The sequence below is a fragment of the Bacteriovorax sp. PP10 genome, assembly GCF_035013165.1.
In the GTDB taxonomy this organism is placed as follows: Bacteria; Bdellovibrionota; Bacteriovoracia; order Bacteriovoracales; family Bacteriovoracaceae; genus Bacteriovorax; species Bacteriovorax antarcticus.
Genome location: NZ_JAYGJQ010000002.1, coordinates 148763 through 164222, shown reverse-complemented (window position 1 = coordinate 164222; position 15460 = coordinate 148763). Strand labels below are relative to the sequence as shown.

The following is a 15460-nucleotide window of genomic DNA, read 5'->3' as shown; positions in this document are numbered from 1 at the left end:
GGATAATTAGTTTTTACCATAATTACTCAGAGGCCAGACGGGCCAGAACACCACTATCAACCACAAACTCTTGTCCGGTAATGTTTCCCGACAATTCACCATCAATAAGGAAATGCACAAGCTTTGCCACATCCGTACCAGATCCAATTTTATTCAAAGGAGAACTCTTCTTTAAATTATTCATTGCTTGATCAGGATTAGAGTTGCGAGATAATCCTTGAATCAACATTTCTGTTTCAATCGCCCCAGGACAAATAGAATTCACACGAATGCCCTTTTCTTCACCAAGCTCCAAGGCCATTGAACGAGTTAAAGCAGAAACAGCTCCTTTCGTCGCTACGTACGAAGAAAGATTCCGTGAAGTCGCATGAGCATGCACAGAAGATATATTTACGATGGCAGCATCTTCACTAAAAGAAGGCCCTAATAATTGAGTCAGCAAATAAATAGAGAAGACGTTAGTCGAAAAAATATCATTAAGATTTTCAAGCGAAGTCTCTAAAATCCCCTTTTCAATCTGAATAGCAGCATTATTCACAAGTCCGACGACATTTGATCCTGTTCCAAGAACTTGCTTAATCACAACAGAGGCTTCTTGCCAATTTTTCAAATCACAAGTCACTTGTGTAAAAACCTGAGCACATTCCGTCTTATCAATACCAATAACTTTATAATTTTTTTCATGAAGATAAAGAGCGATCGCTTTTCCGATTCCTCTCGATGTCCCTGTTACAATAACGACTTTTTGATTATTCACTTATCCACCCAATCCTAGTTGTAACATGCGAATTGAATTTTCATGCACCTTCATCCAGCATGTAGGACTAGAGTTAGAATTATGAGAAGCAAGGATTGTATTTTTCATTGACCTTAAAGGCGAATCAACTGGAAGTGGCTCTACTTCATAAACATCCAGAGCTGCCCCAGAAATCAATCCGAAATTTAATGCCGCAACCAAATCAGCTTCATTAATAACGCCACCACGACTTGTATTAATAATAAAAGGTCTCTTCACCATTTTATTAAATGAGTTTTGATTTAATAAATATCGAGAAGTGGGATTTAAATCCGTATGCATCGTAATAAAATCAGACTGAGCTATAAGCTCATCAAAGCTCACCGACTTCACACCATATTCATTTGCAATACTTTCATCAATTGCCACAATATCGTTAACCAATATTTCACAGTCAAAAGCTTTCAGCCTTTTCGCAACAGCTTTACCAATATCCCCAAATCCAACAATCCCTACTGTTTTTTCAAAAAGAGAAAAACCTTGAGGTTTATCCCACTGACCATTTTTCATCAGAGAATCATTTGCTGGCATACTTCGACAAAAAGCTAGAATATAAGAAAGAGTTGTATCGGCCACTGGATAAGTAAAAGCATTCTCACTGCGATAAACCGAAATTCCACGTTTATTTGCTTCTACAACATCAATAGAGTCAATTCCAGTTCCCCACTTCACAATCGTTTTTAAATTGCGAGCTTCATCCAACACTCGGGCATTGAACTGATCATCGCCACAAATGACTCCATGGTAGTCTGAAATAACCTTGAGTAAGTCAGCTTCATTCATTCGCTCTAAAACTGGATGAAAAGTTGTATCAAACTCATGAGCTTTCAACATCTCTTCAACTTTAGATCTTTCAGATTCACGGAACATATAAGGGGCAGTGATTAAAACTTTTTTCATTTCACTTTTCCATAATTCTTATAAGCAGACATTGTTCCGGCAAACTGACAGTATCTGAAACAAAAAATAGATAATAAATTATTAAAAAGGACTTTATTCTTCAAAGCTTTAATTAAATCTGAAAAACTATGACCGATAAACTTAGAAATAAAAGTCACAACACTAAATCCTGAATCTGGATAAATCGTCTTTAATCCTAAAGCTTCACGATAGTATCTTTTGTAAACTTGAGCATAAGTTTCTTCATGGATGTGATAAACACACGCTTCTGGACTATAATAAATTTTCATTCCTGAATCTGACATTTTTTTTGCCCAGTCAATATCTTCAAGTCCTGGTAAGCTCTCATCAAACTCAACCGACTCCCAACACTCACGTCTAAATGCTGAATTCGCATTATTACTGAAAACGACATCCTGATCATTTGAAACTGTTTTGGGAAAGTATTGCTGAAAGATTTGTTCTTCAGAAAACTTCGTCCTGTCATCACCAATCTGTCTTCCATAAACCATGGCAATATTCTTATTCTCAAATGGTCTAATAAGTTCTTCCAGCCAATTCTCATCACTTGGATAACAGTGCGCTGAAATACATACGTACAAATCGGCCTTAGCTTTTCTTGCTCCAATATTTAAAGCACGCCCATAAGTAAATTCAGACGACTTAATAGACTCTAGAATAACAGGATAATTTTCTACAATAGTTAATGTTTTATCAGTTGAACCAGAATCAACAACAATCACTTCAAACGAGTATTGAGTTTTTTGAGAGAAGCAAGCTTCCAGTAATTTCTTGATGTGCTTATCTTCATTGAACGTGCGAATAATGATAGCGACATGAGGGCTTTGCATACTTATGACCCCAGGGATTTAACTCAAGTTACAATTCCAGGCTTTTCTCTGATTCCGGCAGATAAGAAAAGCATATATTCTTCCAATCCACATTAGAGTAAAACAAATTAATTGTTTCTTCAACTTTCATCACATCCTGAACCTTAGGCACAAAACCCTTGGTATAAAAGTCATACATATCATCTGGATGATTATCAAAATCATAACCTACCGTTGGTATGCCTTTCCCAATCAAATCAATATGGGCGCTGGTGTTAGCAGCAACCGCAAAATCCCAGTGTCGATAATCTGCTTTGGCCCAATCCATTGAAGGAACTATTTTTACTGCAGAATAGGTTTCCAATCTTTCAATCAAATACCCGGATAATAACTTATTGGGATGTAATCTCACTTCGATTTCAACATTATGATATTTTTTTGTCAGTTGAGAGATCAGCAATTCAATTTGAGCAACGTTAGGTCCAAGCGAACAAACGATCCCCACTGTTTTCACATGACTTAACGGCAAACGAAGAGGCTCAGTGTCAAAATAAGGGCCAATCATTTTCACGACAGGTACCTTCTTCGCAGTAAGATTATTCTCAATAATACTCAAAAGCGCTTTTCCCTGCACAACCAGTTCATCATGAAAAAATAATCCAAGATGAGAATCAAGAAAACTATGATTCACATAGATGACCTTGCTCTGATAGAGCCTGCCCGCTAAGGCCACCGCAATCACATCTGGATTACTTTCAGTAGAGATCACAATGCGCGATTCACTCATATCAAGACATGAAAAATAATCTTTAAAAAAGGCGTAGACGCAAATCACTTGAGTTTGTCTGGTCCCAATGAGAATTCCATATTTTTTAATGAGCTTCTGAGAGACTCTCATTGTCTTAGGAACACTTGAAAGTGATTTCAAACAATATGAGATAACTGCCAAAAGAGGTTTGGCCTCTAAGAAAGATTTCTTAAACGTGACAAATTCTTCAATGGGTCTTTTAGATCGGGCCTTAATACATCTTGTTTCATTGTCGTACTGATAAACAGCAATGAGACCTGGGCGACGATTCAATTGAATATGAACATGGAAAATTCTACAAAGAGCATAAAAAGTAAAAGCTAGCGAAGCAGGAACTCCAATTACAGGTGCCTGCGCCCACTTATAAACAATCTTATAAATTAAGCGCGACTGAATCAAATCATGAAACATTCCGGCCCGCAGAGAGGAATTATCCTTCTTTCTTACAGAACCCAGACCTAGATAGAGTCCACTCATTTCATTGCCTTTAACTTAATTGACAAATTTTCGTTTTACCTGAAGCATATAATAACAAACAAACTTTCATCAAGGTATAAGAATTAAGCCAGCAGCAAACGATAGAAAATTTCATTACGAAATCCTTATCATGGTCATTCTCTTTTTCATTAATAGATTAACTTTCTTAATCAAGGCCCCGATCACTTTAGGTGGCGATGAATCGTATGAAATGAATGTCATGTTGCAAAACATTCTTAAAGGTCATTTTTCGGCCGTATTCGACTACGTTCAGCCCCACCACTATTTCGGCACTCTGGTTCAAGCTTTTATCACTCTCCCTTTCCATCTCTTTATGCCTACTAATGAAGCTGGTATTTTCCTTAGCATTATATTTATCCAAACCATCACTCTATGGTTTGTTTTAAATATGGCCACGAAACATTACAACCAAAATACTTCACGTTGGTTATTCATAAGTTTTATCCTCGCTCCTATTGGAATTATCATAACCAGTATTTCCAGTGATACTGCCGGCAATGCCACACTCTCTCTAATCTTCTTCTTACTTTTAGATAGAATGATTTCAAATGACGATTATCGAAAGGCTACTTTCATTTCTCTTATCGCTATTCTTATTGACGTAAGTTTTCTGCCTTTAGCGCTCTATATTCTTATTCCCTATAGACAAAAAATTAAAACAGTCTTATTCAAAGAAAGATTTTCTCTCTTTCATTTTATTGTCTCTTTATTCATCTTATTTGAATCTTTTATTCTATTAAAGTTAGTCAAAAAAACACTCACTTTAGGTGATAGGATCTCTCATTACAATTTAGACTGGGCCCTTCAAACTTCTTATCAGCATTTCCTTGGCGAGCACTCACTTTTACTTTTAAAAGTTAAGCCCTTAAATGTAGCTGCTTTTGGATTATTCCTTTTAATGATTTTTTTGATATTTCTTTCCATGATTATCAAACGCCCCTTAGCAAAAAAGTCAAAAGAGATTGCCGGCATTTCAATTTATTTTTTCGTTTACGCTCTTATTTTCTACTACCTAAAAACAGATGAGCCTTACGCCACAAGAACTCTTGCAATCAACAGCGAATACTGGCAACTATGGTTTTACGCCACTCTCTTTTTAATTGTCATTAATCTCAACTTCATAAAAAACATCAAAATGAGTTTTGTAAGCTACCTACTCCTGACTGCATTCACTTTAATGTTTACTCTCTATTACAGCGGTAACTTAAATAATTTTCAGGCCTATAATCTCGACTTCGATCGTCCTAATCCAAGACCTAAAATGGATACGATTGATAATTGTATCACTGCTATTAATAATTATAATTTCACTTCGGAACAAAAAGAAATCGCCATACGTGGATGTAATGCCCGCGAGCAAGACCCTACTCGAATCAAGTCTCTTGTTCCTATTGATGGATTATTTTATTTCGGTATTGGAGTGCAAAACTTTTACAGAAACGATTTAGGGAAAAATCTTTGTCTGTTATTAAATGATGAACACAGCACATCTGAATGTATTCGCGGTTATGAACACTCAGTGACCTCAAAAACTATTTACTAAATTACTATGATCAACATTAATTTCTCTTAAGCTTCATTTCATTAAATTTCAACTTTGATTTCATAGGCGTAATCTTCTAAGTGAGAGAATATCTCGGGAGGATCTATGGAAGGCTTTACTCTGGAAAAAATCATTACCGTTTCTGTTCTTTGCGTTTGGTTTCTATTTCCATTAGGGATGCTCATGTCTTTCATGTATCAAGACAGACATCAAAGATATCCTAAGATAAGTCAGACACACAAAAAGAAACATCAACCTGAATACCACAGAAATTTTATTTTTAACGATGTCGATGAAGATGGTGAATTCCATGAACACGATATTGAGATTCCAGTTATCCCGCCCCATCAGATTCCAAAAAAACCTGGGCACGTGCATACTAACTGGAAGACCTGATTATAGAGCGGGTAAAAAGCTCTTAAACTATAAAGAACTATAGATTTAATTTATAGATGAGGTCGTTAGTTCCAAAGCTCATTTTTAATCAAAAAATAACTAATAATTAAAAAAAGATTCCTATAATTAAAAAATAAATATGACCCTATTTCCAACAAAGACCCCCTAAAAACAGGCCAATTTGCGGTTATATACACGACAGATATATTCCTGTTGGGAGAAAAATTTCAATGATTTGGGGTCTAAAACTGAAGAGAAAAAACAACGCTACCATTCAGGGTTGAATGGTCTTAAGTACATAAATTTATTGGATTATTTTTTGGTTGCGGGAATAGGATTTGAACCTATGACCTTCGGGTTATGAGCCCGACGAGCTACCAGACTGCTCCATCCCGCAAGGTGATAGTAGATTGCCGGACATCGTTTGTCCAGTAAGAAATAGAACTATTCACTCCAACATAAAGTTCTAAATTCCTTCCGCAATATGGCGATAAACATTTTAGTGACCGTTATGAAACCCTAATTTAGAGCGAGGATACTATGTCGGCCCAGACTTCAATAAAAGAGCAAATGATTAAAATTGAGATTGATGGAAGTGAACTTACCCCACAACAGGTGAGACTCATCAGATCGCTCAACACTATGCTTGCCCATGTTTTGCTCACTGAAAGTGAAGAAGAGTACTTTGAAGGAAGTGCTGAATTCATGAGAATGTGTGCCGCTCTTATTAAACAAGCGCGCTTCACAGAAGAATTGAAAGACCAGAGTAATATCCCTTACGCTCAACAAGCATTGGAGTATTCAGTAGATGTTTTACAGGAGTACGTAACAGCTTCGAAAGTTGTGAACTACGATAACTAGAACTAGTTTTTTTCCACGTGTAGAATTAAAAGGCCCGCTTTGATTGCGGGCCTTTTTTATTTTATTTATTTGTAGATTTAGTTTCTCTAAAATTCGTTTTCTTCAAGTTGTTGTTCTTGATTGTCGCCTGAACCTGATCAATCTTCTTTCTACGTTCGAAGTATGATTTTTGCTCTTCGATATAAACCTGGTCAGAAAGAGTTTGGATCTTATCTGCAACTTGCGCTTTGTTATCCGCAATTTGTTTTAATGAATCGAAGTATGTCTCTCTTCTGAATTTTTGGAATGTTTCATCATCAGCAACAGTCCCTGGTTGAGGACGTTTTCTCTTAAGGTCGATCGTCTTCTTGCTTGAAACAAATCCTTCAGCATTAAGAACTTTCTTAGCTGTTCCATCGTCATTTAATCCGATGTGGCCAAGCATTTGAGCTTTACTCATAACACGGAAGTTTCCTGGAGCAACACCTTCAATTGAAAGTCCACCAACAGCTAAACGTTTAAGTTTATCAACAGTCAGACCTACGGCTTCACAAAGTCTTCTGATCTCTCTGTTACGTCCTTCGTTCAGACGGAATTCAAGCCAAGTCTTAGTTGGAAGCTGCTTAATAACTCGAACTGAAGTTGGCTTAACTAGACCTTCTTCAAGGTAAGCACCAGCTTTAAGTTTGTTGATGATTGTTTCAGTTACAGATCCGAAAACTTTTACTTCGTAAACTTTTGTTACGTTGTATTTCGGGTGCATAATCATGTTGGCGAATTCACCATCGTTAGTCATAAGAAGAAGACCTTCTGATAAATAATCGAGACGGCCAACAGGATAGATTCTCTCTGAGATTTCTTTTACAAGGTTCATTACTGTTTCACGACCTTCTGGATCGTTAGTTGTCGTAACAAATCCTCTTGGCTTGTGAAGCATTAAGTAGATTGGCTCAACTGCTTGAAGGTCAGCAAGGTGTCCATCAACCATAATAATGTCACCGTATGGATTAACTTTTGTTCCAAGCTCCATAACAACGTCACCGTTAACAGTGACACGTCCTTCACGGATAAGCACTTCAGCTTTACGACGAGATGTAATCCCACAGTCTGAAATGTATTTTTGTAAGCGTACTTCTAGTTCTGATGAACCAGTTTCTGATTTGTTAATTTTGTTGGTTTTAGTAGCGGCTTTTTTAGTCTTAGACTTAGTCACGAGGATCCTCCAATCTGCCATCACGGCGGTTTAGGTTATATAAGGTACGGACCGAGTTTTACGCTACGGTCCGTTGAATGTCAATTGAGTTGAAAAGTAGACAGGAAGGACGGATTAAGAATCCTTATTCTCGTCATTTAGCTCATCTTTTAAGAAAGATAAGTCTAGATCTAAGTCCTGAGCTTTAACGATCATATCTTTAGTCAGGTTTTCTAATTCCTGGCTTTTTTCTTCCAGTTCTCCACCAAAAGCGAATTCCTCATCAGAAAGGCGGCTGTCTAAGCTCTCCCCTGTTAGGTTTTCGAAAGCTGCATCTAATGCTTTAGATAGCGCTTCTTCTTCTGATTCTTCTTTGTCGAAATCCAGGTCAACGATGATATCGAATTCACTTTCATCTAGACCACTTTCGTAGTTTCCGTGTTCATCAAGTTCACCATCGAATTCAGCATCGTATTCAAGTGGAAGACCAGTATCTAAATCGATCATCTGGAAATCTTCTTCATCATCGTCATGAGGAACGTTGAATGGGCCTGCTTCAAGATCGTTGATGATTCTTGGATCAATCACGTTCGTTGTAAGCATTGAAGTGATGGCCATTTTATTTTGCTCAGAGATTAATCTCTTGTTTACGAATTCTTCTAATAGATCGAAAGCAGATTTAACCGCTACTCCATCTTCTGAAATACGTTTCTTCTCTTCAACTTTTAGTGAAGCTGTGAAGTCTGTTTCAGCAGAGATATTTTTAATTGATTCAGTTAACATATCCAGCTCTTCAATTTCATCGAACTTGAAGCGAGCTTTGTCACCGTCGTTTACTAATGTTTTGATGTCAGCAATTTTACCTACTGAAGATGCGCGAGACATTTCATCAAGCTCATGCTCAGGTGGAAGAGCTGCCAAATCCGGAAGGTTGAATACTTCTAAGAATTCAGGAGTTGTTCCGTAAAGAACCGGACGTCCTAATTCATCAGATCTTCCTGTCACTTTAACAAGGCGCTTGTCCATAAGGGCACGCACGATGTGACCGCTATCTACACCTCTGATCTTATCAACTTCAACTTTCGAGCATGGTTGCTTGTAAGTGATGATGGCAAGAACTTCAAGAGCAGTTGGCGATAATACAAGTGAGTTGATTTTGAAGATATCCTGAACGTATTTTGAGTACGTAGCTTTTGTACGGTACTGGTAACCTTCAGCAACTTCTAATAGACGTAATCCATGATGCTTTAATTCGTATTCGCCCTGAAGTCTTTGAAGAGCTTCGTGAACTACTTTTAAAGGCATATCAACGTCGATCAATGCTTTAATTTTTTGAATTGATACTGGCTTGTCACTCATGAAGATGATTGTCTCAATCGCCCCACAAAGAGTGTCTGAGTTTAATCCTGTACGAGCTTGCCATAAAACTTCGTCTGAAACGATGCTGTCTGACATTTCTAGTTCTTCTAATTCTTCAAGAAGATCTTGCCCTGTAGTTTCTTCAGTTGAAGCCACTAATACTTCTTCAGAAATTTCTTCAGTTAAAACTGTAGATGCTTCTGCCGACATTTCCATAACTGGTAATTCTAAATCTGACTCTTCTGGGAAGCGTGCAGGCATTTCAATATCGTCCATATGAATATCTGAGTTGTTTTCGTTTTCCATAAATCCTCTTATTGAATTAATTTAGACCCAGCATCTACACTGTCGGGTGTAGTGAGAAGTTCCATATACTCTTCTTGATCTTCCGGAGATAATTCTTCTGATCCCTCTTCTGTAGCAGGTGCTGCAACTTCCGGTTCAGGTGTGTACTCTCCAAGATCTTCAATTACTAATCTTTCGTCCAGGTTGGCTTCTTTGATTTCCTGAACACCACTTGCTGATGGTGCAGTCATCGCTTCATCTTCAAACCCGTTTGCCTGTTCAACGTCGAAGTCTTCAAGAGATCTGACAACGTTTACATAGATCGTGCTTCTATCTTCGTTTTGGAAAACGTTGATACGTTGAAGACGAGAAAGCTCAAGAAGCGAGATGAAAGTGATAACGATGTTATCCGTTGGGTCTTTCCCCTCTTCTGCCTTTCCGTTCATTTCTAAAAGAGTATCAAAAGTAGTTTGTTCACCTAGTTTCAGATTGGTCTTTAAGAATTTTAACTTTTCTTTAATCGATAAACGGTCACGCTTAACAACCGTATATTTTCTTCTTTGTCTGAATAAGAAATCCACCATCGTCATCGTCAGTGAATTTAAATCCATTGGAGTAAGGATTGAGTTAACAATCGCTTTTCTATCTACTTTTGGTTTAACGAAAATTTCATGACCTTTCTTTTCCAGTTCCCAAAGCTTCTTACCCATTTTTTGGTACAACTGAAGTTCTTCCAGGCGTCTGATAAGTTCTGACTGAGAAGTGATGTTTAATCCTTCTACGCCAAACTCTGACTCTAATCCTTTTAGTTCTTCTTCAGCGATACACACCTTAGATTTTAGAAGTAGAAGTGTTGAAGCTAAGAATAAGTAGTCACCAGCGATATCGAAATCCAGGTCACGCATTTGTGCCAGGTAATCAAGATACTGCTTTGTGATCTTTGTCAGGTCCAGTTCACGGATGTTCATTTCTTCTTTTTCGACAAGAAGAAGTAGAAGTCCTAGCGGCCCGTCGAAGTGATCAGTTTTTACTTGAATCGATGTATCTAACATTAAAAACCTGCAAATATGTGAATGAAAACATTCACGATAAGGTTACTGGCGATCAAGGCCGGTGTCATAATCCAGTTTAGTATTGGAGTCATGATCAAAATAATTAAGAACACAAAACTATAGCGTTGAAGCTCTTCGTATTTTCTAGCGTTGTTGTAATCCAGCATAGAAGTCACCATCTTCGATCCATCCAGAGGTGGAAACGGAATCAGGTTGAAAACTGCCAGAAGTACGTTGATGGTTACAGCACTCTTAAGCATGTCAGATGAAACCTGATAGTAAGAAAAAGCTGGAGACACTTTTGTAATCATTAGTGCCAGCAGGATTGCTGAAAGAACCATTAAGATGATATTGGCCAGAGGACCTGCAAAACTCACCCAGAAAATACCTGAGCGGATGTTTTTGAATCTTCTAGTGTCGACCGGAACCGGCTTTGCCCATCCAAACATCGTTCCGCCAAGCATGGCCCCGATTAATGGAAAGATAACCGTACCAATTAGATCGTAATGAACTACTGGGTTCAGGCTAAGTCGTCCTAGTTGCTCGCCAGTCGTGTCCCCGAAACGTTTCGCCATCCAAGCATGAGCTGCTTCGTGACAAACGATTGCGAGTAAAAACGCCGGGAGGGAAATGGCAATTCTGTAAATAATCTCTTCCATAAGGGAAAAACATATCATTTTGGTCAACATGTAGCAACGAATTACAGGTCAATTAGGGTGCGCGTTAGAGGCTAATTAGGCAGTTTTTTATGACTCAAATATTAAAATGTCAGACTATGTTAAAATTTTAAAATATGAATGCTGAAACCCTAAAGAAAAAAGTCCAAGTCGTGATTATCGCCGAAGAGAGCCTTTTGCTCTTCGAATTTAATAATCAAATACCAAATAACTATGTTGGTTTCCAGAATATTACCGGGTCCGTGGAAGGCGAAGAAAGCTTTACGGAAGCTGCCGTCAGAGAGCTTGCTGAAGAGGCCGGAATTGATTCGACGGTTATTGATATCGATAAAGAGTTTAGTTTTTTTGACCGTTGGAAAAAGCACTGTGTGGAAAAAGTTTATCTTTGTTATTTAGATAAAAGGCCGGCCATCGTTTTGAACGAAGAGCACCTGTTTTCTAAATGGGTTCCCATGAACGATGTTATTGAATCCGATTTTACCTTCCCTACTAATTTCGAAGCGTTTTTATCTTGTAAAAAATATATCCAAGAGAAGAAACGATGATCAAAAAGTGTTTGATTGGCCTAGGCTTCCTTTTGGTCTTTTTAACTAACATCCTCGCAGCTGAACTTAAACCTTATAAAGTTTATCTGAAACCAGGGACTGTTTTAACAAGGCTGTCCGATCAAAAAGACTTAAGAATCACTCGCGGGATTTATGTTTTTGTTTTAGAGACCAATCCACTTAAGCGCGATCATTTTATTGTTTATGATAAAGCTGGAAAACCTGCTTTTGAGACGACAGCTTTGGGAATTGTTGAAATAGAAAAAGACATTGCGATCCTTCCCGATGTCGATGCTGAAATCATCTATCCTGAACCGAGTGTCTTCAGATCAAATAACAAACATGCTTTCTTCGACACTCAATTCAATCTGCATTTTGACAACATCGATGCAAGTCCATTCAACACACTTTACGGAACAGAGTTCTCGAGTACGCTCGCAAGTAGAGTTGAGCTCAGAACGCTTTACAATTCATCGTTGCCTGTGAATTTTGGACTCTCTCTCAACTATGAGACAGCTTCATGGTCGAACGAAGATAGCGACATGGAACTTTCGGCGATTAGTTTTGGGCCGCATCTTCAACATTATGTGTACGAAAAAGAAGATGTCGCAGTTTCTATTTTATTTGGGGCCGAATACTCGCCCAACTATAAAACAACAACAGCAGAATTCACCGATAAATACCATGCAACCATGCTCGATCTGGGAGCAGAAGTTTTATGGGGAACCCGCTTTGGAAAATGGAGTGCAGGTGCTCACATAAGAAGACATAACTTAAACCTGACATCGAGTTCACGCACTGACATTAATCCAGTTCCGGAAGATATAACAATCAATTCAATCGGAGCTATGCTCGGTTACAAATACGAATGGGACCTATGAAGAAATATTTTTTCAGTTTATTCACAATTTCGTTCTTATCAATCGGCCAGGCCATTGCTTATGATGGGATTATTATTGTGCTAGAAGCTCCTCTACTTAGAGACCCAAGTTTAAGTTCGACTGTTCTTCAGACAATTAGAAAAGGTGGAAAAGTTTATATCCCAAGAGAGATTGGAGACCTGGATACAATGCCGGAATTCATTCCGACTTTCGATCGTGCAGGTAACCCTGCTTTTATTCCGTCTCGCTATGTAAAAGTGGTCACTGGAAGAGTGGAAGAAAAAGAGCAGCCGATTCGTTTTGCAGGTCATGATCCAACTGACTACAGAATTGAAGAACCTATTCCTGCAACTTATCCATTTGAAGACAGAAATTTTCTTCGTGCCTCTGCGGCCTTCATTGTCGCCAATAATACGACTTCTTCTTATGCGTATGATTCTGCTTTTAACGATCAGAAGTTCCGCGCAGAAATGGGTGGCCGACTGACTATCACTAAGAAAGTGGCCTTTGATAAGTATGATCGTTTCTATTTTGGATTTATTGGACTTATTACTTCTGCAAAAAATACAACGAAGTTTAAGAATGAAAACCTGGCAGAAGAAAGCCGCGGAATTATCAGAGGCGGCCCTTGGTTAACTTACGATGCCTTTAAAAATGATAGCTACCGTCTGTCTATTGGAACTGGTTTCACTTTCAATTATCACCGCACGACTTTATTCGTGGATAGCGGAACTAACTCAGAAGAAAGAATTTTCAGTGGCTACTCTATCTCACCAATGACGAGCACGACTCTCCAGATCAATAATGTATTACCCAATACAGATTTCATTACAGGAGTTGACCTGAGTCTATTCCTGCCTCACACACTAAAGACCACGGACGAGGCCGAAATTCCTGAACTTTGGGGAGAGGCCAATCAGATCTCAAGTGGATTGAAGGCACAAGCTTCGATCTTCATGGGAGTTCAGGTGAAATACTAAGAAAGCCTGAGTAGTCTAGTCTGGTATGTGTAAAAAAAATGTTAAAAAAAATTAAAATAACGAAAAAAATGTCTAAAGTTTTGACGGCCACACACGATAAGTAATGCAAGAGACAAAGTAATCAGAATTTCACGGAGGAAATTATGAAAGCAACTAAATCATCAAACACACAAGCAACTTCAGAAGTACTTTTTCAAAAAATGGGAAGCACATGGTACGTTTTCACTGAAGTGAACGGCGATATGGTTTACTCTGCCCTTCCGACAGGAATGGATCCTCATACAACTAATCTTGAACTTTTCGAAGTTATTGAAGAACATATGTCAAAAGTTTCAAGACACTACGGGAGAAAGCCAGAAGTGGCTGCTTAATCATTATGGGTGCTTTAAAAAAACCAGATTGCAAATCTACGCCAGAATCAACGCCAACGAAGAAGGTGAATCACCTTTCAGTTGTGAACGATAACACAGTCGTTCAAAAAGCTGAGATTGAGCGTATGAAAAAAGCGATTACAGAAAGAATCAAAGATCCTGCGTTAGCAAGAAAAGCGGCCATGATCATCACTGAAATGCTCGATAAAAAATAACTAATATCAGGAGAGAATCTAATTCTCTCCTTTTTTACTTTCCCCCACCTAAAAATAATCTCTAAATTACTTTTCAAATGCTCTCAAAGGATCGAAAATGAGGGTGCAATTTTGATTATTAAAAAACAAGAGAGATTATATGTCAGTTAATCAAGTTCCTTTCATTACACTTAATCGTTTCGAAGCAGGCTTCAAAGAAAATTTTCTTGGTGGTGTTGCGACTCTATTTGAAAAAACTCAATTCGTAGGCGGCCCGGTTGTTGGCGAGCTTGAAGCAGGTCTTGCAGCTCAAACAAAATCAAAATACGCTATCGGTTGTGCTAACGGTACAGATGCAATTCAAATTGCTCTTCGTGCAGTTGGTGTAGAAAAGAACGATAAAGTTTTAGTTCCAGATATGACTTTTTGGGCAACTTTCGAAGCAGTAGTAAACGTTGGAGCAAATCCTGTTACTATCGATGTTGCACGCGACACTTGTCACTGGGATATTGAAACTTTCAAAAAAGCTGTCACTGAATTCAAACCGAAAGCAGCAATCATGGTTCACCTTTATGGATGGGCTTCACCAGACACAATGGAAATCAGAAAATACGCAAAAGATAACAACGTTCTTTTAATTGAAGACGGAGCCCAATGCTACGGAACAGAAATTAACGGAGAATCGATTTTAGGTTCAGCTTTAATCTCTACAACAAGTTTCTATCCAGCAAAAGTTCTTGGAGCTTCTGGAGACGCTGGTGCAATCTTCACAAACGATGAAGAGCTAAGCAAAACGTGCAGAATCCTAATCAACCACGGAAGAACTGACCACTACTCTCACGGGTTAATTGGTTGGAACTCACGTATTGGTGCATACGAATCACTATTCTTAAAATTATCTCTTGAGCATATTGAAGCAAGACTTGAAAGCAGAAGAAACGCTGTTAAGTATTATGCTGAAGCTCTTCAAGGATTACCTTTTAAGCCAGCTCAGGCCGACTCTAAAGTAAAAGAAAACGGATACTGTGCAGTTGGGTTCATTGATCCAGATCTTCGTCCTGCTCTAATTGAATCACTTAAAAAAGCTAATATTGGTTTCGGGACAATTTACCCGGGAGCGATGAGTATGCAAAGTGGAGCGAAAGCTCATTTAGCTGGAAAGATTGACAATGGAAATGCTCACTACGTTTCTCAATCAGTACTTAACCTTCCTTGTTTTGCTTACATTACAAAAGAAGAGTTAGAGTATGTTTGTAAAACGGTTAGAGCTCACTTCGGAAAGTAAAAACTAAAAGGCCCGCTTACAAAGCGGG

At 38.3% G+C, this 15460-nt stretch carries 17 protein-coding genes and 1 tRNA gene; 9 read left to right on the top strand and 9 right to left on the bottom strand.

Annotated elements, in window-relative coordinates; genetic code table 11:
* Window positions 1–22: 22 nt before the first annotated feature.
* From SHI21_RS10790 to SHI21_RS10775, 4 genes are read right to left on the bottom strand one after another with little or no spacing between them, the layout of a single operon-like run.
* The gene (locus SHI21_RS10790; protein WP_323576541.1) at window positions 23–757 is read right to left on the bottom strand and encodes an SDR family NAD(P)-dependent oxidoreductase; all 735 of its coding nucleotides are present in this window, start codon (window positions 755–757) and stop codon (window positions 23–25) included.
* Window positions 758–1696 carry a phosphoglycerate dehydrogenase gene (locus SHI21_RS10785; RefSeq protein WP_323576539.1) on the bottom strand — a complete coding sequence of 313 codons (939 nt, stop codon included), beginning with the start codon at window positions 1694–1696 and terminating at the stop codon, window positions 758–760.
* A complete protein-coding gene (locus tag SHI21_RS10780) occupies window positions 1693–2547 on the bottom strand; it encodes a glycosyltransferase family 2 protein (protein WP_323576537.1) in 855 nt (284 codons plus the stop codon). The genes SHI21_RS10785 and SHI21_RS10780 overlap by 4 nt, the downstream gene beginning before the upstream one ends.
* 28 nt (window positions 2548–2575) lie before the next feature.
* A complete protein-coding gene (locus tag SHI21_RS10775; RefSeq protein WP_323576535.1) occupies window positions 2576–3811 on the bottom strand; it encodes a hypothetical protein in 1236 nt (411 codons plus the stop codon).
* A gap of 130 nt (window positions 3812–3941) precedes the next feature.
* Here SHI21_RS10775 and SHI21_RS10770 point away from each other — a divergent pair, with 130 nt between their 5' ends.
* Complete coding sequence (locus SHI21_RS10770) at window positions 3942–5375, top strand: hypothetical protein (RefSeq protein WP_323576533.1); 1434 nt, start codon at window positions 3942–3944, stop codon at window positions 5373–5375.
* 105 nt (window positions 5376–5480) lie between these two features.
* Window positions 5481–5771, top strand: coding sequence for a hypothetical protein (locus SHI21_RS10765; RefSeq protein WP_323576531.1), 291 nt, complete (start codon window positions 5481–5483; stop codon window positions 5769–5771).
* Window positions 5772–6091: 320 nt separating this feature from the next.
* Here SHI21_RS10765 and SHI21_RS10760 read toward each other — a convergent pair.
* Window positions 6092–6168, bottom strand: a tRNA-Met gene (locus SHI21_RS10760).
* 143 nt (window positions 6169–6311) lie between these two features.
* On the opposite strand from SHI21_RS10760, the gene SHI21_RS10755 reads away from it, so the two are divergent.
* The gene (locus tag SHI21_RS10755; protein ID WP_323576529.1) at window positions 6312–6632 is read left to right on the top strand and encodes a hypothetical protein; all 321 of its coding nucleotides are present in this window, start codon (window positions 6312–6314) and stop codon (window positions 6630–6632) included.
* 61 nt (window positions 6633–6693) lie between these two features.
* Here the strand turns inward: SHI21_RS10755 and SHI21_RS10750 are convergent, their stop codons facing one another.
* The 4 genes from SHI21_RS10750 to SHI21_RS10735 all read right to left on the bottom strand — a co-directional run bounded on the left by SHI21_RS10750 (window position 6694) and on the right by SHI21_RS10735 (window position 11158).
* Window positions 6694–7824, bottom strand: a complete 1131-nt coding sequence (locus SHI21_RS10750) for a pseudouridine synthase (RefSeq protein WP_323576528.1) — start codon at window positions 7822–7824, stop codon at window positions 6694–6696.
* 114 nt (window positions 7825–7938) lie between these two features.
* Window positions 7939–9468 (bottom strand): SMC-Scp complex subunit ScpB, encoded by a 1530-nt coding sequence (scpB, locus tag SHI21_RS10745; RefSeq protein WP_323576526.1) that lies wholly within the window; start codon window positions 9466–9468, stop codon window positions 7939–7941.
* An 8-nt stretch (window positions 9469–9476) separates the two neighbouring features.
* A complete protein-coding gene (locus SHI21_RS10740) occupies window positions 9477–10499 on the bottom strand; it encodes a segregation and condensation protein A (protein WP_323576524.1) in 1023 nt (340 codons plus the stop codon).
* On the bottom strand, window positions 10499–11158 hold the full coding sequence (locus SHI21_RS10735) for a site-2 protease family protein (protein ID WP_323576523.1): 660 nt from the start codon (window positions 11156–11158) through the stop codon (window positions 10499–10501). Before SHI21_RS10735 ends, SHI21_RS10740 begins: the two co-directional genes overlap by 1 nt.
* Window positions 11159–11292: 134 nt before the next feature.
* Between SHI21_RS10735 and SHI21_RS10730 the strand changes: the two genes are divergently transcribed.
* From SHI21_RS10730 to SHI21_RS10705, 6 genes are all read left to right on the top strand, one after another.
* Window positions 11293–11721, top strand: a complete 429-nt coding sequence (locus tag SHI21_RS10730) for an NUDIX domain-containing protein (protein ID WP_323576522.1) — start codon at window positions 11293–11295, stop codon at window positions 11719–11721.
* Window positions 11718–12602 (top strand): hypothetical protein, encoded by an 885-nt coding sequence (locus SHI21_RS10725; RefSeq protein ID WP_323576521.1) that lies wholly within the window; start codon window positions 11718–11720, stop codon window positions 12600–12602. The genes SHI21_RS10730 and SHI21_RS10725 overlap by 4 nt, the downstream gene beginning before the upstream one ends.
* On the top strand, window positions 12599–13582 hold the full coding sequence (locus tag SHI21_RS10720; RefSeq protein ID WP_323576519.1) for a hypothetical protein: 984 nt from the start codon (window positions 12599–12601) through the stop codon (window positions 13580–13582). The genes SHI21_RS10725 and SHI21_RS10720 overlap by 4 nt, the downstream gene beginning before the upstream one ends.
* A gap of 143 nt (window positions 13583–13725) precedes the next feature.
* Window positions 13726–13953: a hypothetical protein gene (locus SHI21_RS10715; RefSeq protein WP_323576517.1), complete on the top strand. Its 228-nt coding sequence runs from the start codon at window positions 13726–13728 to the stop codon at window positions 13951–13953.
* Window positions 13954–13958: 5 nt separating this feature from the next.
* Window positions 13959–14168 carry a hypothetical protein gene (locus SHI21_RS10710; RefSeq protein ID WP_323576512.1) on the top strand — a complete coding sequence of 70 codons (210 nt, stop codon included), beginning with the start codon at window positions 13959–13961 and terminating at the stop codon, window positions 14166–14168.
* 139 nt (window positions 14169–14307) lie between these two features.
* Window positions 14308–15432: a DegT/DnrJ/EryC1/StrS aminotransferase family protein gene (locus tag SHI21_RS10705; RefSeq protein ID WP_323576510.1), complete on the top strand. Its 1125-nt coding sequence runs from the start codon at window positions 14308–14310 to the stop codon at window positions 15430–15432.
* Window positions 15433–15460: the final 28 nt, after the last annotated feature.

What these genes read in the sequence shown, in the direction of transcription:
- SHI21_RS10785 (WP_323576539.1), bottom strand. Translation starts at nt 1,696, where the DNA reads ATGAAAAAAGTTTTAATCACTGCCCCTTATATGTTCCGTGAATCTGAA.
- SHI21_RS10780 (WP_323576537.1), bottom strand. Translation starts at nt 2,547, where the DNA reads ATGCAAAGCCCTCATGTCGCTATCATTATTCGCACGTTCAATGAAGAT.
- SHI21_RS10775 (WP_323576535.1), bottom strand. Translation starts at nt 3,811, where the DNA reads ATGAGTGGACTCTATCTAGGTCTGGGTTCTGTAAGAAAGAAGGATAAT.
- SHI21_RS10770 (WP_323576533.1), top strand. Translation starts at nt 3,942, where the DNA reads ATGGTCATTCTCTTTTTCATTAATAGATTAACTTTCTTAATCAAGGCC.
- SHI21_RS10765 (WP_323576531.1), top strand. Translation starts at nt 5,481, where the DNA reads ATGGAAGGCTTTACTCTGGAAAAAATCATTACCGTTTCTGTTCTTTGC.
- SHI21_RS10755 (WP_323576529.1), top strand. Translation starts at nt 6,312, where the DNA reads ATGTCGGCCCAGACTTCAATAAAAGAGCAAATGATTAAAATTGAGATT.
- scpB (WP_323576526.1), bottom strand. Translation starts at nt 9,468, where the DNA reads ATGGAAAACGAAAACAACTCAGATATTCATATGGACGATATTGAAATG.
- SHI21_RS10740 (WP_323576524.1), bottom strand. Translation starts at nt 10,499, where the DNA reads ATGTTAGATACATCGATTCAAGTAAAAACTGATCACTTCGACGGGCCG.
- SHI21_RS10735 (WP_323576523.1), bottom strand. Translation starts at nt 11,158, where the DNA reads ATGGAAGAGATTATTTACAGAATTGCCATTTCCCTCCCGGCGTTTTTA.
- SHI21_RS10730 (WP_323576522.1), top strand. Translation starts at nt 11,293, where the DNA reads ATGAATGCTGAAACCCTAAAGAAAAAAGTCCAAGTCGTGATTATCGCC.
- SHI21_RS10725 (WP_323576521.1), top strand. Translation starts at nt 11,718, where the DNA reads ATGATCAAAAAGTGTTTGATTGGCCTAGGCTTCCTTTTGGTCTTTTTA.
- SHI21_RS10720 (WP_323576519.1), top strand. Translation starts at nt 12,599, where the DNA reads ATGAAGAAATATTTTTTCAGTTTATTCACAATTTCGTTCTTATCAATC.
- SHI21_RS10715 (WP_323576517.1), top strand. Translation starts at nt 13,726, where the DNA reads ATGAAAGCAACTAAATCATCAAACACACAAGCAACTTCAGAAGTACTT.
- SHI21_RS10710 (WP_323576512.1), top strand. Translation starts at nt 13,959, where the DNA reads ATGGGTGCTTTAAAAAAACCAGATTGCAAATCTACGCCAGAATCAACG.
- SHI21_RS10705 (WP_323576510.1), top strand. Translation starts at nt 14,308, where the DNA reads ATGTCAGTTAATCAAGTTCCTTTCATTACACTTAATCGTTTCGAAGCA.